Raw genomic sequence first — 17,063 nt, forward strand, 5'->3', positions numbered from 1 at the left:
TGGGACGGGTAATGATTAGTATCTACAAATACTTTTCGACACCAAGACCTTACACCACGACTCGCGCACACTCATCCTCCATCCCTCTCCCGTGCCGGAGCGTGTCATCGCAGACGTTCGTCACACCTTAGAGGAGGGGACCATCATGCAACGCACCAACCGACGTTTCATCGCACTCATCACATTCGTCCTCGTGTTGATTGGCATGTGGGCACCGCATGGAAGTTACGCCAACACGACAATGACACCTACGCCAATTTATGCACAAATTGATTTGAGCCCTGAAGAAATCGAAGCGTACGATGACGCGAGTTTGATTTACGCGGACGTCACGTATTACGGGGCGCGTGAGACGTCAACGATTTGGCGGTTCATGATTGATGCGACAGAGGTCGACTTGACGACGATCGATCAAGTCACCTTGTATGATAAAGCCGGTGTTCCTTATTCATTTCCGAACGCCGTCTATGCGTTTCAGGTGGAGGAGCTTGCAGGTGAGTCAAGCGAACCGGGCGATGATGGGACGGAGTCCGTTCCAGACGTCGACACACCGGTCGAGCCCCCGCTCGTTGATCCAGAGCCATCACCAGAGGAACCTGTCACAGAAGAAGTGGCCGCACCCTCCGCTAATCCGGCAGTTGCCATCGAGCAATTGGTGCTCGGTGCCGATGGGCCAATCGAGCGTGTGTTAAGCGGAGATTTGGTGACGTATCGGCTCGTCATCGATGTGACGGGCGCTCCAATTGAGAACTTGTCTGTGACCAACACGGTGCCCGAAGCATTGACCGTCGTCGCGGATTCGGTCGAAGTGCTCGGTCCGGAAGGCTTGGTCGCTCCAACGACCGTGAGTGGGCCGCCTGCATTTGAATGGACATTCCCGACGATACCGGTCGGGACGACGACGATTCAATTCGACATGTTCGCACCAGACGTGACGAGTGAGACCGTCGTGACGAATACGTTCTGTATCGGTGTCGAAGACGAGGCTGTCCCGTCAGCTTGTAAGGAAGCGAGCATCACGGTCGTACCGAACGAGACGATTGGCCTTGAGGTTGGGAAAGAGGCAAACATTGACCAAGCCGTCGTCGGTGGGATGATTCCGTATACGTTCGTCATCGAGAATACAGGCGAGACGGCGCTCACAATCACGTCCATCGAAGATGAGTTCTTTAGCGGCGACATCGACGCCAAGGCGGTCGATACGTTTAATGCAAACGTCCGCGAGCGCTTATTGGCACTCGTCGGCGATGATGGGCTTCTCGCTGGGGAACGAGTCGAGGCGACCGTCAACTTATCGATTCCAACCGATTACGATTGGACGAGCGCCCCTGAAATCGGAAACGTGTTCCGCGTCGCTGCGACCGATGCTTACGGTCGGATCATCGATGCCGAGAGTCAACAAATCGTCTTATTGAATCAAGCCGACTTCACCGTCACGAAGATGGCGCGTCCCGAGACGGTGCATCCAGGTGAGGCGATTCGCTATACGTATACAATCACGAACACGTCGAACGTCACGTTGTACTTCGTCGACGTCCTCGACGAATGGACGAGCGGGGCGTTGACGACCAAAGAACAGCGCGAGACGACCGAGACGCTTCGAGACGGAATGCGTGCCCTGGCTGAAGTCGAGAACGGACTAGTCCCAGGCGAAGAGGTCGTACTCGAGATGGAGAAAGTACTCTTGCCATCTTACGATGTGCGGGCCGGCGCAGTGCTCACGAACCGGACGACGTTCACGTTCGAAGTCAATCGTGAGGCGCGCGTGTCGCGGACGGTCGAGGCGACCGTGCACGTGAAGCAAAGCCTTCCAAAACCGGACAACGATAACCGTGATGACCAAGATGAATCGGTTTATGTGCCGGAACCGACGACTCCGGTGACGCCAGACCAAGCGACCCTCCCGATGACCGGCACGACCAAAACGTGGGGAACGGTACTCGGACTCGTCTTGATCGTGCTCGGTCTCTTGTTCTTGACGCATCGACGTCGCCCATCCCCGAAAGCATGACGTGGACACCCTTCAACTCGAGTTGAAGGGTGTTTTGCTGTGAATTGGCACTGATTCCGCTTCGACACTTTTTTCAACGGATGATTTTGTTATAATGGACAAAGTGTAACGAAACGAATCATTAAAGGAGTTCTGACATAGATGAAATGGAAACAAATGCTCATCCCAGCTCTCGCCGCAACGGTTTTTCTCGGTGGGTGCTCTATGAAAATCCCGATGGGGGAAGAAGAAGTCACACCGACAGGCGAAGAGACGGCAGCCGAAGGGGTCACGCAAGCGATTCAAGCGCGTGATTCATATTACCAGATGGTCATTCCGTTTAAACCGGCTGCGGCCAGAGGGCTGGCGCAACGTCAAGTCAGCTCATCGCTCGAGCTCGAAGAAGTGGAACTCGGCCTCATGCGCCATTCGACCGGCGCGTTCGATCCGGAGAAGTACGCCTATCAAGAAGGGCAGCTATTGACGAGTGAAGATGTATCGCGTCTGCTTGGCCGTAAAGACAAAACGTCAGAAGGTCTCGTCCCGCTTAACCCGGCGTATGCGAACGGCACGGCCGAAGTGGCCGAAGACCAGTTCGTCGAGGAGAATAAAAAGTCGCCACTCTATTTGGCATCGCTTGTCGAACAAAACTATATGACGAAAACGGATAGTGGGTATCAACTCGGCGGTGTGTCATTCGCCTTGATTTTGAATCAAGAGTACGTGTTCCAGGCGCCGAATTTCGGTCCGACGTATACGGAAAAGTTGGACGAAAAGAAAGTCATCGCTGAAGGAGAACGCATGGCGAATGAACTCGTCGCCCAGTTGCGGAAACGTGAGGACTTTAAAGACCTCGATATTAACGTCGCGTTGTATATGAAAGCGCCGCAAGGTTCACCGACACCAGGGAACTATATCAAATCGGCATTCGTCGGCTCAGCTAATGAAGTGGCGGCAAACGACTGGACCGCCATCGATGAGACATATTATTACTTCCCGTCCGCCACGGCGACGACAGAAGTGCGCGACGATGCCCAAAAGTTCTCCCTCTTCAGTGATCGGATTGCCGATGTGTTCCCGGATTTCAGCGGAATGATCGGGAAGGGCTTCTATCAAAACGGCGAGTTGTCACGAATCGAAATCGACATCCCAATCCAGTTTTATAGCCGGGCCGAGCTCGTCGGGTTCACCCAACACGTCGTCGGTCTGCTCGAGAACCGGTGGGAGTACAACCGGAACGTACCGGTCCGCATTAACGTCACCTCACTCGGTGGCCAACAAGAAGTGACCATCGTGTTCGAAGAAGGCATGGACAGTCCAAGAGTATATTTCTAATCGTAAGAAGGCATCGTGATGAAACGGATGCCTTCTTTTTTCGTATGCTAAGTAACGAGGAAATTCTTTGACCTTCTTTGACCAAATCGGTAGAATAGACTTAACAGAATCGGGTAAGAAATAGGTGAGGTGAAACGAGATGGCAAAAAACTATTATGACGTCCTTGGCGTGCCGAAAGAGGCGTCCGACCAAGACATTAAGCGAGCGTATCGAAAACTGGCAAAACAATACCATCCGGATGTGAACAAAGACTCGGACGCACAGGACAAGTTCAAAGCGATCCAAGAAGCGTTCGATGTGCTGAGCGATCCCGATAAGAAAGCGAACTATGACCGCTATGGCAGTCCAGAAGGGCCGACGTTCGGCGGAGGGACTTACAGCGGCGACGGATATGGGGAAGGGTCGGCCCAGTTCGAAGACTTGTTCCGCCAGTTTGGCGGCGGGTCACGGACAACGTCGCGGACGTTCGGGTTCGAGGACATGTTCGGCAGCTTCTTTAATCAAGCGGTCGAAGAAGACCTCGATGAGACGGTCCGTGTCAATGTCCCACTCAGTCAATTGACGTCTGATTCCAAAGTGAGTCTGCGTCTCCAGACGGGAACGGTCAACGTGAAAATCCCGCAAGGCGCCCACGAAGGGCAAAAGTTACGGCTCAAAGGTAAGAGTAGCAAGGTCGGACAAGCGGGTGACCGCGGCGACGTGTACGTCGAGCTGCATTTCACGGATGATGATACGTACCGTCGAGAAGGAGCGAACGTCATTACCGTCAAACGGTTGCGCCCGCTCGCTTTCCTCGACGGCACAGAAGTCGTCGTGGCGACATTAGATGGTGGCCGGGTCAAACTGAAAGTGAAACCGGGGTCACGCCCGGGTCAACGGATGCGCATCCCAGGGCGCGGGTTCATGACCGCCTCGAAAGTCCGGTCGGATCTCTTCGTCCAACTCGAAGTCGACTTGCCGCTAGACGCCGGCCACCGATCTGTTTACGAACAACTCGAACGTTGAGCCTAAGGAGGAAGCAGAATGGATTTCAATCGATTTACCGATAAAGCACATGAAGGCATCGTCAGTTCGCAGGCACTTGCGAAACAGTACCACCATAGCGAGATGAACGAATGGCACGTCTTGGCGTCGATGATTTCACAAACGGACGGCATCGCGCCGCTCCTACTGCAAAAAATGGAATTGAGCGTCGCCGACATCGAGGCCGAGGTCGCGATGGCACTCAAGAACGCACCGAAGCTTCAGACGCCGACGACGCCGATGATCTCGGCCTCGCTGTTGAACGTGTTGACGACGGCGGAACGGGAAGCGACCGGTATGAGTGACGAGTACGTCTCGGTCGAGCACGTCCTGCTCGGCATCATTATGAATAAGAGCCAAGCGCAAAGCATGCTCGAGCGCAAAGGTGTGACCGAAGAGAAACTACGCGAGGCGCTTGTCGCCGTCCGCGGAAATCGGCGCATCACGTCGAAGTCGCCGGAAGCGACGTATGATGTCTTGACGAAGTATGGCCGCGACTTGATTCAAGAAGTGAAGACCGGGAAAATCGATCCCGTCATCGGGCGCGATAGCGAGATTCGGCGCGTCATCCGCATCTTGAGCCGGAAGACGAAAAACAATCCGGTCTTAATCGGGGAGCCGGGTGTCGGGAAGACGGCAATCGTCGAAGGGCTCGCCCAACGCATCGTTCGCGGCGACGTTCCGGAAAGCTTGAAAGATAAGACGATTTTCAGCCTCGATATGAGTTCGCTCGTCGCCGGGGCCAAATATCGCGGCGAATTCGAAGAGCGGCTCCAAGCTGTCTTGAACGAAGTGAAAGAAGCGGAAGGGAAAATCATCCTCTTCATCGATGAACTGCACACGATTGTCGGAGCCGGCAAGTCCGAAGGGGCGATGGATGCCGGGAACATGCTCAAACCGATGCTCGCCCGCGGCGAACTCCACTGCATCGGCGCGACGACACTCGATGAGTATCGCCAATATATCGAGAAGGACCCGGCACTTGAGCGCCGCTTCCAACAAGTGCTCGTCAACGAACCGGACGTCGAAGACACGGTGTCGATTTTGCGAGGTTTGAAAGAACGCTTCGAGATTCACCACGGTGTCCGCATACACGACAACGCGCTCGTCGCAGCGGCAGTCTTATCGAATCGCTACATCACCGACCGATTCATGCCGGACAAGGCGATTGACCTTGTCGACGAGTCGTGTGCGATGATTCGGACGGAGATGGAGTCGATGCCGGCCGAACTCGATGAACTCGTACGTCGCGTCATGCAACTCGAGATTGAGGAGGCGGCTTTGAAGAAAGAAAGTGATGACGCCTCGAAGAAACGACTCGATGCGCTGCAACAAGAACTCGCCTCAATTCGCGAACAGTCGGACGCGCTCCGACTCCGCTGGGAGAACGAGAAAGAGTCGACGCACCGAGTGCAACACATCCGTGGCGACTTAGAAAAAGTGAAGCTCGAACTGCAAGAAGCTGAGAGCCGCTACGATTTGAACCGGGCCTCCGAGCTCAAATATGGCCGTATCCCGGAACTCGAGCGTGAACTCGCGGAAGCAGAACGGCTCGCCGGTTCGGTGACACGTGAACTCGTCCGCGAAGAAGTGACCGAGGAAGAGATCGCCGAGGTCGTCTCGAAATGGACGGGCATTCCCGTGACGAAATTGACCGAAGGAGAACGAGATAAGTTGCTCAACCTCGAGACGGTGCTCCATCAACGTGTCTTTGGACAAGACGATGCGATTCGCCTCGTCAGTGATGCCGTCATTCGGGCTCGAGCCGGCATTAAAGATCCGAACCGTCCGATTGGATCGTTCCTCTTCCTCGGGCCGACCGGTGTCGGGAAGACCGAACTCGGGAAAGCGCTCGCCGAGGCGATGTTCGACTCGGAAGACCATATCGTACGTCTCGACATGAGCGAGTATATGGAGAAACACGCCGTGTCGCGTCTCGTCGGAGCACCTCCGGGTTATATCGGCTATGAAGAGGGTGGCCAGTTGACGGAAGCGGTCCGCCGCAACCCGTACTCGGTGCTCCTGCTCGATGAGGTCGAGAAAGCGCACGCCGATGTGTTCAACATCTTGCTGCAACTGCTCGATGATGGTCGCTTGACCGATTCGCACGGACGCGTCGTCGACTTCAAAAACACAATCGTCATCATGACATCGAACATCGGGGCCGACATCTTGCTCGAAGCGGCGAAAGATGGTGTCATCGATGAGGCGGAAGAACGCCAAGTCATCGAGCGGCTCCGCCGCCACTTCCGTCCCGAGTTTTTGAACCGGGTCGATGAGACGATTTTGTTCCATCCGCTCACGCGGGCCCAAATCGGCCAAATCGTCGAAAAAGCAGTCGCGCGCATGGGTAGTCGCTTGACGGCGCGCTCGATTCAAATCGAGATCACGGATGCCGCGAAAGTGTTCATCGCCGACGAGGCGTATGAGCCACAGTTCGGGGCCCGTCCGATCAACCGGTACGTACAACGGACGATTGAGACGAAACTCGCCCGTAGCATCCTCGCCGGAGACATCGAGGACGGCCAGACGGTCGTCATCGATGTCGAGAACGACGAGCTGACGCTTCGTCCCGCAACGGTGACGCATTAAACATTGAAAGAGCGCTGGCTGATGCCGGCGCTCTTTGTTTAGGAGACGGGTGCGGGTTGATAGATGCAGTATGGTTCTTCGGCCTTATAGTCGCCGGTGACGGCATAAGCTCGGGCCCGCGAGCCGCCGCAGACGTAACGATACTCGCAGTAGCCGCATTTTCCGTGATGAGTATCGGGATCGCGTAGTGATTTAAAAACCGGGTGGTGCCGATAAATCTCGGCGAGCGGTGTCTGTTTCACGTTGCCGCACGTGATTGGTAAAAAGCCGGACGGCTGCACGTCGCCCGTATGCGAGATAAACACGAAACCGTTCCCGTCATTCGTGCCGCGGGGTGCTTTGGCGAGATCGTCATGCGGATGGCCGATGGGTGACAATCCAACTTGTTTTCGGTTCAAGTTTTCTTGCCGGGCGATGCGCCGATAAAACTGGGCTTCGGTCGTCGAGATGATGAATGGGACGTGTTCTTGCAAGGCGAACGCCCAGCGGAGCACATCTTCATGCCGTCCCGGAGAGATGGGCTGCAGGAGCGACCCGCGGCCGGTCGGAACGAGGAAGAACAGCGTCCACACCGACACCCCGAGCTCACCGACGAGTTTGGCGATTTCCGGGAGTTGATCGACGTTATATTCCGTGACCGTCGTATTGATTTGGAATGACATGCCTTCTTCCCGGAAGTAAGAGATACCGCGCAACGTCCGTTCGAAACTGCCACGGGTACCCCGAAAATAGTCGTGCGACTTGGCGTCCGGACCGTCGAGCGAGAACGCCCAGCGCGTCAATCCGGCATCTTTCGCCCGTTTGACGGCGTCATGGGTCACGCGTGGCGTTGCCGATGGGGTCATCGATACGCGCATGCCGAGCGAAGCGGCGTATGCCGTCAACTCGAACAAGTCTTCGCGCATGAGCGGGTCGCCCCCGGTAAAGACGAGAATCGGATTGTCCATCGCATGTATGTCGCGGATGAGCGCCTTACCTTGGGAGGTGTCGAGTTCATCCGGATAACGATGGAACTGGGCCTCGGCCCGGCAATGGACGCAGGAAAGCGCACAGGCGCGTGTCACTTCCCAAATGACGATGAACGGATTCTCGTTGTAGTCGATTCGTTTCATACGGACACCGCCTGTCTTGCCGTGATGCGTGTGACGGCTTGTTTGGCCGAGTCGACGCAGTCAGGGAGACCGACGCCGTGTAAAATCGCCCCGCAAGCTTCGACGCCGTCGAGGGAGGACATCGTCTCCTCGAACGCGCGCACGTATTGTTTATGACCGACCTCATACTGCGGCATCGTGTCGACGTGACGCTCGACTCTCGTGAAGATCGGGGTACCGACGTGTTGAATTTTCCGAAGTTCACGGAGCGCGAAGTCGGCAATCGTGTCGTCGGATTCTGTCAACAAGTCGGGAACGAACGCGGAGCCGATGTAGACGCGTAACAGCGCCTTGTTTTCGGGTGCCATATGCGGCCATTTCTTATGCATCCAGCTACAAGCGGTCAAGGCGTTGCCTTCGCCTTTGGCGATGACGTAGCCCGTCCCGTCGAGTGCCTCGACGTCTGCTTTCTCGAACGCCGTGAGCACGGTGATGGAAGACGTGCGTTTCAATGACGACAACCGTTCCGCTTCCGGGAGACCGAGGAGCGGGCCGAGCGCGTTCGGCGAGGTAGCTAACACGATGCCGTCAAACGACTCGACCCTTCCGTCCTCGAGCACCACTTCATGGGGCCGGACTGCCGCGACTCGTGTCTCGAGACAGAGGCGATCAATCGATGGACGGAGCGCCTCGATCAAGACACCAAGCCCTTGGCCGAGCGATAAAAATTTACCGGCCTCGCGCGGTTTGACACCGGCTTGGACAGGAGGTGTCAATGCTTTCATACCGAGAATCAGGCTGCGTGTTTTTCGTTCAATCGTGATAAACTGAGGGAAAGTAGACTCGATGCTCATATCGTCGAGCGTACCATTGTAAATCCCTGACAGGAGCGGTTCGATCATCGCCTCGACGACTTCCGACCCGAGCCGAGCCCGAAAAAACGTATCGAGCGAGATATCTGATCCCGCATAGACGCGGGGTAACACGAGATCCATACCGGCCCGAAACTTGCCGCGCCACGTGAACAGATCCGTTTTGACCATCGGCCAGAACTTGGTCGGGATGCCCATGACCGAACCTGCAGGCATCTGTCGCAGTCGGTTCCGGACGTAAATGTACGAGGTCCCGGTCATCGACCGGACGAGATCGTCGTCAAGCCCAAGTTCGGTGATCAGCTCGGTCAATGTCGGCTTACGGGCCATATATCCGTCCGGCCCACATTCTAAGACGAAGCCGTCCCGATAAACGGTCTTGATTTTTCCGCCAATCCGGTCACTTGCTTCATACAATGTGATGTGCGCTCCCGCCTGTTTCGCATAATACGCGGCAGCCATGCCAGTAATCCCTCCACCGATGATTGCAATCTTGTTCAATCCATTCACCCATTTCTATGTAGTATTCCTACTAACGGTACCGAGAATGTTGACGTAGACATAGGATAAGTCTCACACGGTTCAAGACAAATTCGTCACGATTGGAAGGAGGACCACCTATGGTTTGGTTCGGGATAACGGCCGCGGTCGTCGTCGTCGGCATCATCGCGTTCATCGTCTCGATGAATCGGCATGGCGAGAAGCTCGAAGGTGACGAGGACAGCCCGCCGGTCATATGGGCCGACGAGGAATGGTATAAGCCGGACAAGGAAGACGGTCCACTTGATGGTTAACCGTCTTCAAATATGTTAAGATGACCCGGGTAAAAACTATCGGACATGGGGTGATTGGATGAACGTATTGGAACAGCAGTTGGCGCATTTGGTCGACGAGTGTCGTCCGTACACAGCACAAGGAAAAGTCGCCGACTATATTCCGGAGCTCGCGCATGTACAAGATGATTTGCTCGGCGTGGCGATTTGCCTACCTGATGGTTCTTATATTCATGCGGGGGACGCCCATCATAAGTTCACGATTCAAAGCGTCTCGAAGGCGTTGACGCTCTGTTACGTCTTGATGGAGTTCGGAGAAGATTACGTGTTCTCAAAAGTCGGTATGGAACCGACGGGGGATGCATTCAATTCGATTGCCAAACTCGAAGAGACGGTGCCATCGAAACCGCTCAATCCGATGATTAACGCCGGGGCGCTCGCGGTCACGAGCATGATTTTAGGGGACACGGCGGAGCTGAAAATCTATCAGTTCCGTCAATTTTTGGCGACGTTGCTCGATGTCCCGGTCGAGGAAGTCACGTATAACGAAAAAGTCGCCCGCTCGGAATACGAGACGACCGACTTGAACCGGGCCTTGCTCTATTTCATGCGCCATCACGGAATCGTCGAGGGCGATGTCGATGAGATTATCGATGTGTACACGAAACAGTGTGCCATCGAAATCGATTGTTTTGACTTGGCTCGCATCGGCCGGATTCTATCAAGTAACGGAGAAGACCCGGTCACCGGCGAAGAGTTGATTCCACGTCGTGTCGTCCGTATCGTCAAAGCCATCATGACGACGTGCGGCATGTACGATGCATCGGGTGAGTTTGCCGTCCGTGTCGGCCTGCCCGGAAAGAGCGGGGTGTCGGGTGCGATTCTTGCGACCGGCAAACACGAGCTCGGATTGAGTGATGTCGGCTTTGGTATTTTTGGGCCTGCCCTCGATTCAAAAGGGAACTCGATTGCTGGGATGAAGTTGCTCGAACTGCTCGTCGAACGCTACACGTCGCGCTAAAGCTTGATGGCGTCGACCGATTCGTCGAGCCGGGTGTGCAATTGCTGGACGACTTGTTCATAGTCGTCGGTCAAGGCGGCTGGCGGCGTGAAATCGGTCCAGCGCAACAACAGCTGATGCCGGTCATTCATATCACCAAGTTCGGTCTGGAGCCGCTTCAGTTTTTGAACTTGGTCTTTTGAGGCGCTCGGCTCATAGTTCAATAAGTACTCATTTAAATAGCGCTCCCGCTTCACGGCGAGCCGGACTTTGTGGAGGGTATCGAGCCGGTCGTTCCGTTTCGTCGCTGCGTGATGGGTCGCGATGCGGCGCTTGCGGTCGGCTTTGGCTTTATCGAGAAACACCGCCGCGTCTTGTTTGCGAAAGGCGCGGAACAGCTGCCCGCCAATGAAGCGACGGACTTGCTGGTCGAGCGAAGGCGTCATTTTTTCGGTCACACGCGCTTTCAACAGCGTGCGGTCCTTGGCCCGTTGTGTTTCGACATGCTCAACAAAAGCTTGATCGAGCTCGGTCTCGACGGCGAGCCCTTCAAGCAGGACGTCTCCTTCACGCACCGCACCGAGCGCCTCCATCAACTGCTTTAATTGACGATACGTCGAGGGCTTCGTGTCGTACAATTGGATGAACGTCAATAGCTTGCGCAAGTGGACCCGAGCTTGATGGATATCTTCGCTGTTTTGAAACGTCAGCGCTTCGGTCATGTAATGATTGAACGTATTCCACGTCTCTAACAGCTCATATTTTAATTTTTCCGCATTCCGTTGATTCATTCTAATTTTTCCTTTCTGAAATGAGATGAGGTTGCCCATGTATCAAACACATTCACTAAATGAAAAAATCAAACTGTTCTTCACCATCTTCTTCCCGATTTTGGTGACACAAGTGTCCTTTTACTTAATCAGCTTTTTTGACACAGTCATGTCGGGCCGAGCCGGCGCCGTCGATTTGGCGGGTGTCGGTGTCGGGTCGAGTTTATGGATGCCGGTGTATACGGGGTTGAGCGGGATTCTGCTCGCCGTCGCACCGATTGTCGCTCAGGCGCTTGGTGCCCGTAATATCCAACAAATTCAACGGACGCTGTACCAAGGCGTGTACTTAGCAATCGGTTTAAGCATCGCGACGCTCGTCCTCGGCTTTTGGCTCGTGCCGACGGCTGTCGACGGCATGGGACTGAGCGAGGAAGGAAAACGGATTGCCAAAGGGTATTTGCTCGCACTCGGATTCGGAGTGTTGCCGATGTTCTTGTTCAACGTGCTACGCACGCTCATGGACTCACTCGGCAAGACACGAATCTCAATGCTGCTTATACTATTAGGGTTACCCATTAACGTCGGATTAAATTACATCTTCATCTTTGGAAAACTCGGCGTCCCGGCGTATGGCGGTGTCGGGGCGGGAATCGCCTCGGCCATCACGTATTGGCTGCTCTTCTTTATGGCGTTCGCGTTTGTCCGGAACGGCAAGCCTTTCCTTGAATATCGTTTCTTGCGCTCAGTGGAGCGTATCTTCTGGCCGAGACAGAAAGAACTGCTCAAGCTCGGGACGCCGATCGGGCTCGCCATTTTTGCGGAAGTGAGCATCTTTGCGGCGGTGACGTTGCTCTTGAGTGAGTACGGTGACAATATCGTCGCGGCCCACCAAGCGGCCATCAACTTCGCATCATTCGTCTACATGTTGCCGTTGTCCGCGTCGAGCGCGCTCACGATTGTCGTCGGCTATGAGCTCGGGGCCCGGCGGCTGAAGGATGCCGTACGCTACGCCAAAATCGGCATTGTGCTCTGCCTGGCTGTGTCGCTCTTTTCCGGTGGGCTTTTGTTTTGGCAGAATGAACGGGTCGCCGCCATCTATACGAACGACGCGGCCGTCGTGGAACTCGCGGCCCACTTCATGATTTTTGCGGTCTTCTTCCAATTATCGGATGCGGTCGCCGCCCCGATTCAAGGGATTTTGCGTGGGTTCAAGGACGTCAACGTGACGCTCATCTTGTCGCTCATTGCCTATTGGGTCATCGGCCTCCCGCTCGGCTATGCGCTCGCCGAACAGTTCGGGTTCGGACCGGACGGCTATTGGATCGGTTTGATTGCGGGTCTAGCGGCTGGAGCCGTGTTGCTGGTCATGCGTCTCATCCATATCGTCAAACGGTATGAGGCCCAACCGATTACGAACGAAACATCCTAAACAAGACAGGTTGACGCTACGGCGTCAGCCTTTTTTGTTGTTTGAGGGGGAAACAGGACGGGCAAAGAATTGGGGAAATAGAGTTTATTAGTCAGTTGAATTGGTCTATACAACTATACTGGTTTTTGATATGATAACGATGAAGCTACTTGAAGAAAGGTGGATGACCGATTATGGTGATCATCAATGCACACATCGTTTCGGGGGACGAAACGTGGGAACGAGGCTATATCGAGTTCGATGGCACGACGATTGTGAGCGTCGGTGCGATGGAGGACTATCAGGCAGGAACAAATAAAGAGATTGACGTTCACGGGGCGCTCGTGACGCCAGGCATGATTGACGTCCACATTCATGGAGGTTACGACGTCGATACGATGGATGCGGACGTGGATCGACTACGTCATCTCAGCCGTTCGATGCTCGCTGAAGGTGTGACGTCTTATTTTGCGACGACGATTACACAGTCACCGGCTGCCATTACGAAGGCGCTGCAAGCAGCCCGGACTGTCATCGAGGCGGGAGACACGTCACTCGTCGGCATCCATCTAGAGGGACCGTTCGTCAACGTCGACAATGCGGGGGCACAGCCGGCCGAATATATTATCGATCCCGATGCAAGTCAATTCCGCACATGGCAACAGGAAGCGGGCGGTCACATTCGCCTCGTCACGTATGCGCCGGAACGTCCGGGAGCACGTGAGCTTGAACAGGTGATGGGTGAGACCGGTGCAATCGGATCGACCGGACACACGAACGCCACGTTTGCCGAGAACAAGGAAGCGAACGTCAAGCATGGCACGCACTTATACAATCAGATGCGAGGGATTCATCATCGGGAGCCGGGAACGGTCGGCTATTGTCTGTTGGAGCGGGAAGTCATGGTTGAAATCATTCCAGACGGGATTCACAGCCGGCGCGAGATGGTCGACTTCGCCTATCGCATGAAAGGGGCGGACGGTCTCGTCGTCATTACGGATGCGATGCGCGCCAAAGGTTTTCCGGACGGCCGTTATGAACTCGGGGGTCAACCGGTCATCGTCGAAGGCGGGGCGGCTCGACTCGAAGCCGGGAACTTGGCCGGCAGCGTCTTGACGATGGACGCGGCGTTCCGCAACGTAATCGCGTTCACGGGATGCACGGTGCAAGAAGCGGTGAAGATGACGTCAGCGAACCAAGCGCGTGAGTTCGGCTTGACGAACAAAGGGGCCATCGCGCCTGGCTTCGACGCGGATCTCGTCATTTGGGATGATGCAATGACGGTTATAACGACGATTCATCAAGGACAGGTCAGTTATTTGAAGGAGGACATGTAATGAACATATTAGTGGCGAACACACCGACGGATGCGGAAGAAATCGCCTATACACTCATCAAAGAGCGGGTCGCCGGGAAGCGCGATTTCGTGCTCGGACTCGCGACGGGCAGTACACCGGTCGGGATGTATCAGATGTTCAAACGAGATCAACTCGACTGCAGTCACGTGACGAGCGTCAATCTAGATGAGTATATCGGGCTCGCACCGAGCCATCCGCAAAGCTATCATCACTTCATGGAAGAGAAGCTGTTCAATGACATCCCATTCAAACAGAGCCATCTGCCTCATGGTGACGCGGCCGACCCGGAAGCGGAAGCGGCCCGCTATGAACAGCTCATCCGCTCGATTGGTGTCGACCTGCAATTGCTAGGCATCGGAGAGAACGGACATATCGCCTTCAATGAGCCGGGTACCGCGCTCGATGCGAAGACGCATGTGACCGAACTGACCGAGTCGACGCGTGAAGCGAACCGCCGTTTCTTCGATTCAATCGAAGACGTGCCGACGCAGGCCATCACGATGGGACTCGATACGATTATGAACGCACGCGAGATCGTCCTCGTCGCGACCGGTACCCGTAAAGCCGAAGCCGTGCATCACATGATTGAGAGCGTGCCGACGATTGACTGGCCGGCTTCCATCTTACAGGCGCATCCAAGTGTGACCATCGTGCTCGATGCCGAGGCGGCCTCGGCTTGTAGCAATGTGTTACAGGCGCGTGGCAGTGAAGCGGCCGACCGATTCTTTTCGATTCGAGCTTGATGACCTGGAGACAAGTGTCTCCAGGTTTTTTTCTCGTTAACTGTGGGAAATTGTATGGAAATGGATTTGTAATCAAAACGTTTTCGACAAAAGTCGAGGTTTCCTCTATAATAAGTGAAGCTCATATCACTCGATTGCGAAGGAGAAACTCATGAATTCAAGAACCCAAGCTCGTAGACGGCGCAAAGGCCCGTCTGCGTTTTATAAGCTGTTCAGCGCCCTTGTATTGATTGCCGTCATCGTTGGCTCAAGCATGTATGGAACGGCTTTTTATAAAGCGCATAACATGCTGTCAGGTACTCAAGTGACGCTTGAGGATGATCCGACTATCGAACCGACTCGATTTGATAAAGAGGATACCGAGAGCTTCCTCGTGCTCGGGACAGACTTGTCCCCGAAAATGAAAGCCAAAGGTGCGTACGGTCGGTCTGACGTCATGATCGTTGTCATTCTGAACAAGAAGCACAAACAGACGACGATGCTCAGCATCCCGCGTGATTCGTACGTCAATATCGACTATACGGGCTTCAATATCCCGTACGGTAAGACGGGTCTCGATCAAGATAAAATCACGCACGCGCACTATTTCGGTTCGATGGATGAATCGAACCCGAACAACGGCATGCGTGTGGCGACTAATGCTATCGAAGATTTGATTGGTATCGATATCGATCACGTCGTTTCGCTCAACTTCCAAGGATTTATTGACTTCATTGACTCGGTAAATGGCGTGACTGTTAATGTTGCATTTCCTTTTGAAACAATTAAACACACTACGTCAAAAGAAGTGATTCGTGTCGAAGAGGGCCGTCAGCGGCTATCGGGCGAAGAGGCACTTGCTTACGTCCGTAACCGTTATGACGACCCACGCGGAGACATCGGTCGCGGACAGCGTCAGATGGAAGTCATCAATGCCGTCCTTGACCAAGCGCTCGGCACGTCGCTCATCAACAACTACGACAAAGTGTTGAAAGCAGTCGGGGACAACATGCAGACGACGCTCGGTCCGAACGACTATATGCGTTTAATCGAGGACGTCGGCGCCCTCAACAACACGGTTCAATATCAGTTGACCGGTGAAGGGGCCCGCGGTGTCGACGGTCATTTCTATTACTTCTTGAACGAGCCGTTGCTCGAAGAAGTCCGTTATCGCGTCCAACAGGCCGATGCCGGGAATGAAGTCGAGCCGATGACCGATACCGAGCTTGAGACGTATATGTACGACCCAGCTGGAATCACGTACGAAGCACAATAAAAAATGGTTTGCCGTCCGCGGCAAACCATTTTTTATGTGCGTTCCATCGCGACGGTGAATGAGTAGGCGTCGCCGCGGAACAAGGAACGGCTATACTCGAACATGTCCCCGTTCTCGAGATACGTCCGTTGGTCGATTAAGAGCACAGGGGCGTTCGAAGAAATCGTCAACAGCTTCGCTTCCTCCGGTCCCGCGCTCCGTGCTTCAAGCGTTTGGGTCGCATTTTTTAGTCGCAATCCGGACTGCTCGGCGAACTCGTAAATCGAACCGACGGCATCTGTCTCGGTCAAGTTCGGTAGTAAGGCGACCGGGATGTATGCTGTCTCGAGGGCGAGCACGTTCTCATCGGCGAGACGGAGACGTCGCATCTCATAGACGGGGGTGTCGAGCGCGACACTCAGTTTTTGGGCGATTTTGGCTGGTGCCGGAATCGTTTGGAACGATAACAGGCGGCTAAACGGACGCATGCCCCGATGTTTGATTTCTTCCGAGAAACTTGTCAATCCGGACAAGGCCATCGTGATTTTTTTTTTGGCGACGAACGTGCCTCGGCCTTTTTGACGGCTCAAATAACCGGCGTTGACCAAGTTCGTGATCGCTTGGCGGACCGTCATCCGGCTGACGTTATAGCGCTCGGAAAACTCCCGTTCGGATGGGATGGATTCTCCCGGTTGAAGCTCGCCGGCATCTATTTGTTGCTTTAAATAGGCTTCGATTTGATAATAAATAGGTAGCGGTGATTGTTTATCAATCTGTAACATGCATATCGCTCCTGACTGCTAAAGTAAGTGTTTCTTATTATAGACCAAATTAGACTAGTTGTCTGAACATATCCTACAGAAAAGGCGGCGA

At 54.5% G+C, this 17,063-nt stretch carries 14 protein-coding genes; 10 read left to right on the forward strand and 4 right to left on the reverse strand.

Annotation, left to right across the window (positions count from 1 at the left end):
- Window positions 1-145: 145 nt before the first annotated feature.
- From KNP72_RS10160 to clpB, 4 genes are all read left to right on the forward strand, one after another.
- A complete protein-coding gene (locus KNP72_RS10160; protein ID WP_214833270.1) occupies window positions 146-2,011 on the forward strand; it encodes a DUF7507 domain-containing protein in 1,866 nt (621 codons plus the stop codon).
- 141 nt (window positions 2,012-2,152) lie between these two features.
- The gene (locus KNP72_RS10165; protein ID WP_021065211.1) at window positions 2,153-3,325 is read left to right on the forward strand and encodes a CamS family sex pheromone protein; all 1,173 of its coding nucleotides are present in this window, start codon (window positions 2,153-2,155) and stop codon (window positions 3,323-3,325) included.
- Window positions 3,326-3,464: 139 nt separating this feature from the next.
- Window positions 3,465-4,331, forward strand: coding sequence for a DnaJ C-terminal domain-containing protein (locus tag KNP72_RS10170; protein ID WP_214719796.1), 867 nt, complete (start codon window positions 3,465-3,467; stop codon window positions 4,329-4,331).
- Between the two features lie 18 nt (window positions 4,332-4,349).
- Window positions 4,350-6,941 (forward strand): ATP-dependent chaperone ClpB, encoded by a 2,592-nt coding sequence (gene clpB / locus KNP72_RS10175; protein WP_214719797.1) that lies wholly within the window; start codon window positions 4,350-4,352, stop codon window positions 6,939-6,941.
- Window positions 6,942-6,979: 38 nt separating this feature from the next.
- Here clpB and KNP72_RS10180 read toward each other — a convergent pair whose 3' ends face one another.
- Together KNP72_RS10180 and hemG are read right to left on the reverse strand one after the other, a co-directional pair.
- Window positions 6,980-8,053, reverse strand: a complete 1,074-nt coding sequence (locus KNP72_RS10180; RefSeq protein WP_214833155.1) for a TIGR04053 family radical SAM/SPASM domain-containing protein — start codon at window positions 8,051-8,053, stop codon at window positions 6,980-6,982.
- Entirely contained in the window at window positions 8,050-9,414 is a 1,365-nt protein-coding gene (hemG, locus tag KNP72_RS10185; protein WP_214833157.1) for a protoporphyrinogen oxidase, read from the reverse strand. The genes KNP72_RS10180 and hemG overlap by 4 nt, the downstream gene beginning before the upstream one ends.
- A gap of 110 nt (window positions 9,415-9,524) precedes the next feature.
- On the opposite strand from hemG, the gene KNP72_RS10190 reads away from it, so the two are divergent.
- Window positions 9,525-9,698 carry a hypothetical protein gene (locus tag KNP72_RS10190; RefSeq protein WP_214719800.1) on the forward strand — a complete coding sequence of 58 codons (174 nt, stop codon included), beginning with the start codon at window positions 9,525-9,527 and terminating at the stop codon, window positions 9,696-9,698.
- Between the two features lie 58 nt (window positions 9,699-9,756).
- Window positions 9,757-10,698 carry a glutaminase A gene (gene glsA, locus KNP72_RS10195; RefSeq protein ID WP_214833159.1) on the forward strand — a complete coding sequence of 314 codons (942 nt, stop codon included), beginning with the start codon at window positions 9,757-9,759 and terminating at the stop codon, window positions 10,696-10,698.
- On the opposite strand, the gene KNP72_RS10200 is transcribed toward glsA, so the two are convergent.
- Complete coding sequence (locus tag KNP72_RS10200) at window positions 10,695-11,468, reverse strand: CHAD domain-containing protein (RefSeq protein ID WP_214833161.1); 774 nt, start codon at window positions 11,466-11,468, stop codon at window positions 10,695-10,697. The genes glsA and KNP72_RS10200 overlap by 4 nt on opposite strands.
- A 37-nt stretch (window positions 11,469-11,505) precedes the next feature.
- Here KNP72_RS10200 and KNP72_RS10205 point away from each other — a divergent pair, with 37 nt between their 5' ends.
- The 4 genes from KNP72_RS10205 (at window position 11,506) to KNP72_RS10220 (ending at window position 16,211) form a co-directional block, all read left to right on the forward strand.
- A complete protein-coding gene (locus KNP72_RS10205) occupies window positions 11,506-12,876 on the forward strand; it encodes an MATE family efflux transporter (protein WP_214833163.1) in 1,371 nt (456 codons plus the stop codon).
- Between the two features lie 173 nt (window positions 12,877-13,049).
- Window positions 13,050-14,192 carry an N-acetylglucosamine-6-phosphate deacetylase gene (gene nagA / locus KNP72_RS10210; protein WP_214833164.1) on the forward strand — a complete coding sequence of 381 codons (1,143 nt, stop codon included), beginning with the start codon at window positions 13,050-13,052 and terminating at the stop codon, window positions 14,190-14,192.
- Window positions 14,192-14,956 (forward strand): glucosamine-6-phosphate deaminase, encoded by a 765-nt coding sequence (gene nagB / locus KNP72_RS10215; protein ID WP_214719804.1) that lies wholly within the window; start codon window positions 14,192-14,194, stop codon window positions 14,954-14,956. Before nagA ends, nagB begins: the two co-directional genes overlap by 1 nt.
- A 151-nt stretch (window positions 14,957-15,107) precedes the next feature.
- Entirely contained in the window at window positions 15,108-16,211 is a 1,104-nt protein-coding gene (locus tag KNP72_RS10220; protein ID WP_214833167.1) for an LCP family protein, read from the forward strand.
- A gap of 32 nt (window positions 16,212-16,243) precedes the next feature.
- Here KNP72_RS10220 and KNP72_RS10225 read toward each other — a convergent pair whose 3' ends face one another.
- Window positions 16,244-16,972: a GntR family transcriptional regulator gene (locus tag KNP72_RS10225; protein WP_214719806.1), complete on the reverse strand. Its 729-nt coding sequence runs from the start codon at window positions 16,970-16,972 to the stop codon at window positions 16,244-16,246.
- Between the last annotated feature and the right edge of the window lie 91 nt (window positions 16,973-17,063).

Origin of the sequence: Exiguobacterium sp. s152 (genome assembly GCF_018618335.1) — a bacterium.
Lineage (GTDB): Bacteria > Bacillota > Bacilli > Exiguobacteriales > Exiguobacteriaceae > Exiguobacterium > Exiguobacterium chiriqhucha.